This is a genomic window from Curtobacterium sp. B18 (genome assembly GCF_000333375.1).
Lineage (GTDB): Bacteria > Actinomycetota > Actinomycetes > Actinomycetales > Microbacteriaceae > Curtobacterium.
Genome location: NZ_BACZ01000147.1, coordinates 1 through 7,957, shown reverse-complemented (window position 1 = coordinate 7,957; position 7,957 = coordinate 1). Strand labels below are relative to the sequence as shown.

Below are 7,957 nucleotides of genomic sequence, written 5' to 3'. Positions count from 1 at the left end.
GACCGAGCGCATCCTGACCGACGCGTCGTACTCGGCCTCGCTCGCCGCGCCAGGCCGGGAACACGCCGAGCGGCTGAGCTGGGAGCGGTCCGCCGCCGGGCTCGAGGACGTGTACCGCCGGGTGCTGGGACGCTCGTGACCACCGGCGACCGGTTCGACGCGTTCTGGGCGGCGCTCGACGCGGTGCCGGTCGCGGACGACGCCGAGGCGCTGTACGACGTCGGGACCGCTCCCGGGCGGTTGCGGCGCGCGAACCTCGAGCGGTACCTCACGACCGTCGGGGCCGAGGCGGACACGGTGCTCGTCGCCGAGGCCCCGGGGTGGCGCGGCATGACGAACACCGGTGTGCCGTTCACGAGCATGCGGGAGCTCGGCGCCGGGTACCTCGTGCCGCCCGAGCCGACCGCCCCGTGGGAGGCGTCGTCGCGCGTGGTGCAGGCCGCGCTGGCGTCATGGCACGGGGCGCTGCCGATGACGTGGGCGATCTTCCCGCACCACCCGTTCGCCGCGCCGGACCGGCTGACGAACCGGACGCCGCGGCCCGCCGAGGTCCGCGACGGCGCCCCGGTCGCGCTCGCGCTGCTCGATGGGCTGCGGGCGGGGCCGGCCGGGGACGACGTCCGGGTCGTCGCCGTCGGACGGAAGGCGCAGGGGGCGTTGGCGCTGGCGGGGATCGACGCCGTGGCGGTACGGCACCCGGCGCAGGGTGGGGCCGCGCAGTTCACCGAGCAGGTGCTGGCGCTCCGCCGCTGAGTGGGCGGTGCGGGACGCACTTCACCGCTCACCGCCGGAGCGGCAGCGGCAGCGGCAGCGGCAGGGGCCCGCTCAGGCGGAGCGGACCTCGACGCCCTTCGCGGCGAGCCGTTCGACGACGTGCGCCGGCAGCGGCGCCGCGGCGTACACGGTGCCGAGCGCGGGCAGGTCGAGCAGGTCGTCCCAGTTCTGCGGGTCGTAGCGGTCGTCGGAGCCGTCCCACCCCGGGTGCACGTCCTGCAGGACCTCGAGGTCGGAGTCGACCGTCAGCTCCGTGACGAGCGACAGCTGCGACGGCAGGAGTTCGAGATCGTCGTAGTACTCGCGGGCACGGTCGTCCTGCCCCTCGACGTCGAGGTCCTCGTCGGTCTCGTCGTCATCGCCGTCGTAGGGGTCGAGGACGTCCAGGTCGTAGCAGAGCACGTCGAGCACGAGCAGCTTCGCGTTGAAGTCCGCGAACTCCACGGGCTCTTCGGTCGTGTTCGACTCGCTGTACATGGCCCGGAGCGTAGCCGTCGGTGCCCGGACACGCCCGGCGTCTCGTGTCGGGGGTGACACATCCGTGTTGCGATCCGCGCCGATTCGCCTGTGAGACTGGACAGGATGGCGTGGAACGGGACAGGCTGACGCATGGCCACAACCAACACAGAGCGCCCGCAGCAGGAGCAGACCGAGCTCCGGCGGGTCATCGGTCCCAAACTCCTGCTGCTGTTCATCGTCGGGGACATCCTCGGCACGGGCGTCTACGCGCTGACGGGTCAGGTCGCAGCCGAGGTCGGCGGGGCTGCGTGGCTCCCGTTCCTCATCGCGTTCGCCGTGGCCCTGCTGACGGCGTTCTCGTACCTCGAGCTCGTCACGAAGTACCCGCAGACCGCCGGAGCGGCACTGTACGTCCACAAGGCGTTCGGCATCCACTTCGTCACCTTCATCGTGACGTTCATCGTGATGTGCTCGGGCATCACATCGGCGTCGACGGCGTCGCGGGCCTTCGCGGCGAACCTCGGTGCCGGGTTCGGGCTGGAGCTGCCGAACGGCGTCGTGATGCTCATCGCGATGGGCTTCATGCTCGCGGTGATGGCCATCAACTTCCGGGGTGTGAGCGAGAGCGTCAAGACGAACGTCGTGCTCACCCTGGTCGAGCTGTCCGGTCTGGTGATGGTGATCCTCATCGGGTTCTGGGCCATCGCCGGCGGCAACGCGGACTTCTCGCGGGTGGTGATGTTCGAGACGCCGGAGGACAAGACGCTCCTGCTCTCCGTGTCGACCGCCACCTCGCTGGCCTTCTTCGCCATGGTCGGCTTCGAGGACTCGGTGAACATGGCCGAGGAGACGAAGGACCCCTCTCGCATCTTCCCGAAGGTCATGCTCACCGGCCTCGGCATCACCGCCGTGATCTACGTACTCGTGTCGATCTGCGCCGTGGCGGTCGTGCCGATCGGCGAGCTCGCCGGCAACGAGACGCCGCTGGTCACCGTCGTGCAGACCGCGGCCCCGGACTTCCCGATCGCCGACCTGCTGCCGTTCATCTCGATGTTCGCCGTGGCCAACACCGCCCTGATCAACATGATGATGGCGTCGCGACTGCTGTACGGCATGAGCAAGCAGGGCGTCCTGCCCGGCTTCCTCGCCCGGGTCTCCCCGACGCGCCGCACGCCGTCCACCGCGATCGTCTTCACGACCCTCATCTCGCTGCTGCTGATCGGGTGGGTGTCCCTCGATCCCGACTCCCCCATCGTCGTGGTGCTCGGCGGTACGACCTCGCTCCTGCTGCTGTCGGTGTTCGCCGTGGTGAACCTGTCGGTGCTCGTGCTCCGCCGCGACAAGGTCGACCACAAGCACTTCCGCGCCGGGGTCGTCGTGCCGATCATCGGTGTCGTCACGTGCCTGTGGCTCGTCCTGCCCTTCTCGTCCGGGCGTGATCCGCAGCAGTACGAGATCGCGGGCGCTCTGCTCGCGCTCGGGATCCTGCTCTGGATCGTGACGTGGTTCACCCACGGGCGGAAGCGCGCCGAGAAGGCTCCCACCGGGCTGGTCACCGAACCGACGAAGGTCCAGCGCCCGGACGAGTCGACGCCGCGCACCGACCGGGACCACCGAGACGCCTGAGGCGCCGACCGACCGGTCCCGCGACACCCCCGATCGGGCGGGTGCGGTTCCCAGGCGGCGCACGTAGCCTCTTCGTGCTCCGCCTGACCCGCCCCGCCCGAGAGGACCCGCCATGCGCCGCGTCGGCATCACGCTCGCGTCGGTGTTCGGCGCGGGCGTCGTCGCGATCGGCATCGGCGTCGTGGTCGTCATCGTGATCGCGGTGAACTCGCTCTCCGGCGCCGCCCGGTCGGTCACCGCGGACCCCACGCCGACCTGCCCCGACGTCGCGTCGAGAACCGTCGGCGGCATCGTCGTCCCGGCCGGACCAGTCGCCGGGTTCTGCCAGGACCGCCTGGTCAACGCCGCGTACGTCATCAGCGCCGCCCAGGCCATGGGCATCGGGCCGCACACGCAGGCGGTCGGCGTGATGACCGCGATCGGGGAATCGAGCCTGGTGAACCTCGACCACGGGGACGCCGCCGGACCCGACAGCCGCGGGCTCTTCCAGCAGCGCGACAACGGCGCCTGGGGCACGTACGAGCAGCGGATGGACCCGTACACCGCGGCGACGATGTTCTACACGAAGCTCGTGAAGACCCCGGGCTGGAAGACGATGACGCCGACCCAGATGGCGCACGCCGTCCAGATCAACTCGGACCCCGACCACTACGCGAAGTTCTGGCCCGAGGCGAAGGCCGTCGTCGAGGGCCTCACCGGGCAGACCGTGCCCGACGTTGCGCCGCAGGGCTGACCGCCCCGTCACGACGCGAGCGGGAGCGGATCGTCGTCGACCGGTGCCGGGGGCACGGCACGATCGACCGGCTCGACGTCGTCGAGGGACACGATCGCGATGCCCCCGGTGTGGACCGCCACCTGCGCGCGGAGCCGGACGTGGTGCTCCTCGAACGCGCACGCACACGCGTCGACCCACTCCCAGTCGACCGGGAAGAGTCGGGACTCGCCGGGTCGCTCCCACACGAGCACGACCTCGGCCGCGGCGACCTGGACGAGGACGTCCCCGACGAGCGCGGCGAAGTCCTCGACGTGTTCGTCCGGTTCCCACGGCAGGTCCGAGATCGGCATCACGAACGACACCGGGACGGCGTGTTCGTCGAGGAAGAGGACCCAGCACTGGCGGGTGATCGGGCGTTCGACGAGGGCGGTCACGAGGTCCACCACGTCGTCGTCGGTGCGGACGGTCGTGCGGATGAGGCGGTCGAGCATGTCGGTGTCTGGCATGCCCTCAGCGTTGCCGGACCGCCCCCGTCGCAGGGCGACCGGTCGCGATCTGTGGACGGCCGCGGTTCAGCGGCCGCCTGTGGAGGAACGTCCTCAGATGCCGTGGGAGATCGCGCTGTCCACGAGCAGCATCGCGCCGAAGAACACCGCCACCACCGCCGCGATGCCGACCAGGGCGAACGGCCACGACAGCCGACGCCGCACGAGCCGCAGCACGCAGACCACCAGCGCCGCGACGAGCACGAGGGCGACGAGCACCGGCCCGGCGTAGACCACCGCACCGCCGAGCGTCTCGTCGCAGGAGTTGCCCGGAGCGCCGCACGAACTGAACGCGAGCGACAGGAACACGATGCCGCCACCGGCGACCACCGACTCCGCGGCCAGCACCACCAGCAGGACGACCGTCGCGACCACGTCCGCGACGCGACGGCCGCCTGCCAGGGGGTGTCGCGCCTCCCGTCCGAACGCCGCCGGGCCGGAGCCGAGCGGATCCGCGACCACGGGGGCCTGCATGCCTACCGCCGCCCGCGCGTGGACCAGAGCGCCCAGGCGATGAGGAGCGGCTGCCCGAACAGGCGGCCGATGCGCTTGACGTCGGTGTCGAGACCGAAGGCGTCGCGGCGGTTCAGCCACTGCGAGATGTTCCCGGGGAAGATCGCCGTGAAGAACAGGGCCGCCACGTTCCCGACGAGGCGACGCGAGCGACGGGGTGCGAGCACCAGCGCGCTGCCGAGGCTGATCTCCGCGATCCCGGAGGCCAGCACCGTGGTGTCCTCGTCGAGCGGGACGAACTCGGGCACCTGGGCGCGGAAGTCCTGGCGGGCGAAGGTGAGGTGGCTCGTCCCGGCGAAGACGAGCGCGAGGCCGAGCAGGACGCGGAGGAAGGATCGCATGGGTCCATCGTGCCCCTCCCGGCGACCCGAGGTGCGCACCCGCGCGTCGGACAGCCACCGCGCGTCCCGCTAGGTTCGGACGCATGGGAACTGCCTCCCGCGACCACGAGCCGCCCGCGGCTCCCGCCGTCCTGGCCGCGCTGCTCGGTCCGGTGGCGCTCTACATGGGGTTCATCGTGCCGGCCGCCTCGATGGGACGGCACGCCGTGCTCGGCGCCGTGTTCGGTGTCGTGACCATCGCGAGCGGCTGGCGTGCCCTGTCGATCGCGCGACGGACCCAGCGCGGGGTGCGGGTGTGGTCGTGGATCGGGATCGTCCTCGGCGTGCTCGGGCTCGTGATGCTCGTGTGGCAGCTGCTGGTCGTCGTCACCGGCGGCGCGTTCCCGTCACCGTTCTGGACGCCGTACGCCAACCGCTGAGCAGCGACCGCCGCGCCCGGACTGCAGCAGAGACCGCCGCGCCGCAGCCGCCGCAGCACCGCCGCGCCCGGACCGCCGCAGCCCGCCCGCCGCGCCTGCCAGCCGCCGACCTCTCACCACCCGAGCGTGCCCGGCGCCCCCTTGAACGGCCCGACCACCCGCGAGGTGATCCAGCCCCCGTAGAAGTCCCCCTCCTGCGCCTGGACGACCTCGCCGCCGACCTCACACGAGTCCATCGCCGACGGGTAGATCGCCACCCGGTCGCGCAGCTGCTCGTAGCCCGGCTCCGGCGTCGGGTAGTTCCAGGCGGCCCGCGGCGCGACGACGTCCCCGCCGATCACGTCGAAGTACCGTGCGCGGCCCTTGAACTCGCACATGCTCGACCCCTCGGCCGGCCGGAGCTCGAGGCCCGCCATCGGCACGTAGTACACCGGCGGGTGCGAGGTCTCGAGCACCCGCACCGCGTCGGTCGTGTCCACGACCACCTCGCCGCCGAGCCGCACCACCACACGGTCGTGCACCGCTTCGACGGCTGGGGGTCGCGGGTAGTCCCACACGGACTCCTGGCCGGGGGCGGGCTCGCTACGGTTCGGTCGACGCATGGTTCCCGTCTACGCCGGTTCCCTGCCCGCAGGCCTGGAGGCGCCGCCCACCCCCGCCCCGCCGGCTCGCGCGCGGTCACGCTGGTGCGGGGCGCGGGGCGCGGTCGCGGGGCGCGGTCGCGCGGGGCGCGGTCGCGGGGGGCGCGGTGCGCGGGGCGCGGGCGCGCGGGGCGCGGGCGCGCGGGGCGCGTTCTCTCGCGCTGGGCGACAGTTCACGGGCGGCTGACCGCGTGAGCTGTCGCCCAGCGCGAAACGTCGCCGGGGCCTCCCCGGGCCGGACCCGGTCCGGTGGCGAGGGCGGACGCGGAGTGCGCCCAGGGTGCAGAGTGAGCGCGTGACGACGACGACACGCACCCTCTTCCGACGGAAGCCGATCGACACGATCGACGACGAGACCGGAGGCGAGGACGGCCTGAAACGGCACCTCGGCCTCTGGCAGCTCACCGCGATCGGCATCGGCGGCATCATCGGCGCCGGCATCTTCACCCTCGCCGGCACCGTGGCGAACGGCGTCGCCGGGCCCGCCGTCCTCATCAGCTTCCTCGTCGCCGGGGTCGCGAGCGCCGCCGCCGCCCTGTCGTACGCCGAGTTCGCGGGCCTCATCCCCAAGGCCGGCAGCGCGTACACGTACGGCTACGCGGTCCTCGGCGAGATCGTCGGCTGGTTCATCGGATGGGACCTGCTGCTCGAGTACACCGCGATCGTGGCGGTGGTCGCGATCGGCATCTCGGGCTACGTCGGGTTCCTCGTGGGCCAGTTCGGCGTCGACCTGCCCGCCTGGATGCTCGGTGCTCCGGGGACCGGCGACGGCCACGTGATCGACGTCTTCGCGATCATCCTCTGCCTGCTCACCGCGTTCGTCCTCACCCGCGGCATCCGCAGCGCCGCCCGGTTCGAGCTCGTCGCCGTCGGCATCAAGGTCGGCCTCGTCGTGCTCATCGTGGTGCTCGGCCTGTTCCACATCAACAGCGCGAACTACTCGCCGTACTTCCCGTTCGGGTTCGGCGGCGTGATGACGGGCGCCGCGACGGTGTTCTTCGCGGTGTTCGGCTACGACGCGATGTCGACCGCGGCCGAGGAGTCGGTCGACGCCCGCAAGCACATGCCGAAGGCGATCCTGCTGTCCCTCGGCATCGCGATGGTGCTCTACGTCCTGGCGACCCTGGTGCTCACCGGGATGCAGAAGTACACCGACATCGACCCGGCCTCGGGCTTCTCGTCGGCGTTCGCGTCCGTGGGGCTCGGCGGTGTCGCCAACATCATCGCGATCGGCGCGATCGTCGGCATCATCACCGTGCTCGTGACCTTCATGCTCGGCGCGAGCCGCGTCTGGTTCTCGATGAGCCGGGACGGCCTGATGCCGAAGTGGTTCGCGAAGACCGACCCGAAGCGCCACGTGCCGACCCGGGTGACCTGGATCCTCGGCATCGCGTCCGCGGTGCTCGCCGGGGTCCTGCCGATCGGCGTCGTGGCCGAGCTGACGAACATCGGCATCCTGCTCGCGTTCGTCGTGGTCTGCTCCGCCGTGATCGTGCTCCGCTACCGCCAGCCCGACCTCGACCGACAGTTCCGGCTGCCGTTCATGCCGGTGATCCCGATCATCGGCGTCGTCGCGTCGCTGTGGCTCGTCACGTTCCTGCAGTGGGAGACGTGGGTGCGCTTCGCGGTGTGGTTCGCGATCGGCCTCGGCGTGTACTTCGGCTACTCCCGCCGACACAGCAAGCTCGCGACCGGCGAGACGACCGGCAAGCCGATGGGCTAGATGACCGGCAAGCCGATCGCCTGACGCGCAGCGATCCGCCGACCCCGCGGCCGGTGCAGGGCAGCGCTACGCCTCGCGCCGGTGCTTCCCCTTCGCTGCCGTCGGGTCCGCCATCGGGTGGTTCCGGAACCACCGCAGCAGCTCGCGGGACCGCCCGCTGTCGGCGCTCTGGTCCCCCGCGGTCAGGAAGTCGCTGAAGCC

The 7,957-nt window shown here is 71.7% G+C and carries 10 protein-coding genes; 5 read left to right on the top strand and 5 right to left on the bottom strand.

Going from position 1 to position 7,957, the window contains the following annotated elements:
- Window positions 1-135 precede the first annotated feature (135 nt).
- Complete coding sequence (locus I5E_RS04060; protein ID WP_022905866.1) at window positions 136-753, top strand: uracil-DNA glycosylase; 618 nt, start codon at window positions 136-138, stop codon at window positions 751-753.
- A gap of 72 nt (window positions 754-825) precedes the next feature.
- Here the strand turns inward: I5E_RS04060 and I5E_RS04055 are convergent, their stop codons facing one another.
- Window positions 826-1,251: a DUF6892 domain-containing protein gene (locus tag I5E_RS04055; RefSeq protein WP_022905865.1), complete on the bottom strand. Its 426-nt coding sequence runs from the start codon at window positions 1,249-1,251 to the stop codon at window positions 826-828.
- A gap of 132 nt (window positions 1,252-1,383) precedes the next feature.
- Here I5E_RS04055 and I5E_RS04050 point away from each other — a divergent pair, with 132 nt between their 5' ends.
- A complete protein-coding gene (locus I5E_RS04050) occupies window positions 1,384-2,859 on the top strand; it encodes an APC family permease (protein WP_022905864.1) in 1,476 nt (491 codons plus the stop codon).
- Between the two features lie 112 nt (window positions 2,860-2,971).
- Window positions 2,972-3,592, top strand: coding sequence for a hypothetical protein (locus I5E_RS04045; protein ID WP_022905863.1), 621 nt, complete (start codon window positions 2,972-2,974; stop codon window positions 3,590-3,592).
- A gap of 8 nt (window positions 3,593-3,600) precedes the next feature.
- Here the strand turns inward: I5E_RS04045 and I5E_RS04040 are convergent, their stop codons facing one another.
- From I5E_RS04040 to I5E_RS04030, 3 genes are all read right to left on the bottom strand, one after another.
- Window positions 3,601-4,080, bottom strand: coding sequence for a hypothetical protein (locus I5E_RS04040; RefSeq protein WP_031261472.1), 480 nt, complete (start codon window positions 4,078-4,080; stop codon window positions 3,601-3,603).
- Between the two features lie 93 nt (window positions 4,081-4,173).
- Entirely contained in the window at window positions 4,174-4,593 is a 420-nt protein-coding gene (locus I5E_RS22540) for a DUF6264 family protein (protein WP_022905861.1), read from the bottom strand.
- A 2-nt stretch (window positions 4,594-4,595) separates the two neighbouring features.
- Window positions 4,596-4,973 (bottom strand): DoxX family protein, encoded by a 378-nt coding sequence (locus I5E_RS04030; protein ID WP_022905860.1) that lies wholly within the window; start codon window positions 4,971-4,973, stop codon window positions 4,596-4,598.
- An 83-nt stretch (window positions 4,974-5,056) separates the two neighbouring features.
- On the opposite strand from I5E_RS04030, the gene I5E_RS04025 reads away from it, so the two are divergent.
- Window positions 5,057-5,392 (top strand): hypothetical protein, encoded by a 336-nt coding sequence (locus I5E_RS04025; RefSeq protein WP_022905859.1) that lies wholly within the window; start codon window positions 5,057-5,059, stop codon window positions 5,390-5,392.
- A 113-nt stretch (window positions 5,393-5,505) separates the two neighbouring features.
- Here the strand turns inward: I5E_RS04025 and I5E_RS04020 are convergent, their stop codons facing one another.
- Window positions 5,506-5,994 carry a DUF427 domain-containing protein gene (locus I5E_RS04020; RefSeq protein WP_031261470.1) on the bottom strand — a complete coding sequence of 163 codons (489 nt, stop codon included), beginning with the start codon at window positions 5,992-5,994 and terminating at the stop codon, window positions 5,506-5,508.
- Window positions 5,995-6,328: 334 nt separating this feature from the next.
- Here I5E_RS04020 and I5E_RS04015 point away from each other — a divergent pair, with 334 nt between their 5' ends.
- Window positions 6,329-7,756, top strand: a complete 1,428-nt coding sequence (locus I5E_RS04015; RefSeq protein ID WP_022905858.1) for an amino acid permease — start codon at window positions 6,329-6,331, stop codon at window positions 7,754-7,756.
- Window positions 7,757-7,957 lie beyond the last annotated feature (201 nt).

What these genes read in the sequence shown, in the direction of transcription:
- I5E_RS04045 (WP_022905863.1), top strand. Translation starts at nt 2,972, where the DNA reads ATGCGCCGCGTCGGCATCACGCTCGCGTCGGTGTTCGGCGCGGGCGTC.
- I5E_RS04025 (WP_022905859.1), top strand. Translation starts at nt 5,057, where the DNA reads ATGGGAACTGCCTCCCGCGACCACGAGCCGCCCGCGGCTCCCGCCGTC.
- I5E_RS04020 (WP_031261470.1), bottom strand. Translation starts at nt 5,994, where the DNA reads ATGCGTCGACCGAACCGTAGCGAGCCCGCCCCCGGCCAGGAGTCCGTG.
- I5E_RS22540 (WP_022905861.1), bottom strand. Translation starts at nt 4,593, where the DNA reads ATGCAGGCCCCCGTGGTCGCGGATCCGCTCGGCTCCGGCCCGGCGGCG.
- I5E_RS04030 (WP_022905860.1), bottom strand. Translation starts at nt 4,973, where the DNA reads ATGCGATCCTTCCTCCGCGTCCTGCTCGGCCTCGCGCTCGTCTTCGCC.
- I5E_RS04050 (WP_022905864.1), top strand. Translation starts at nt 1,384, where the DNA reads ATGGCCACAACCAACACAGAGCGCCCGCAGCAGGAGCAGACCGAGCTC.
- I5E_RS04055 (WP_022905865.1), bottom strand. Translation starts at nt 1,251, where the DNA reads ATGTACAGCGAGTCGAACACGACCGAAGAGCCCGTGGAGTTCGCGGAC.
- I5E_RS04040 (WP_031261472.1), bottom strand. Translation starts at nt 4,080, where the DNA reads ATGCCAGACACCGACATGCTCGACCGCCTCATCCGCACGACCGTCCGC.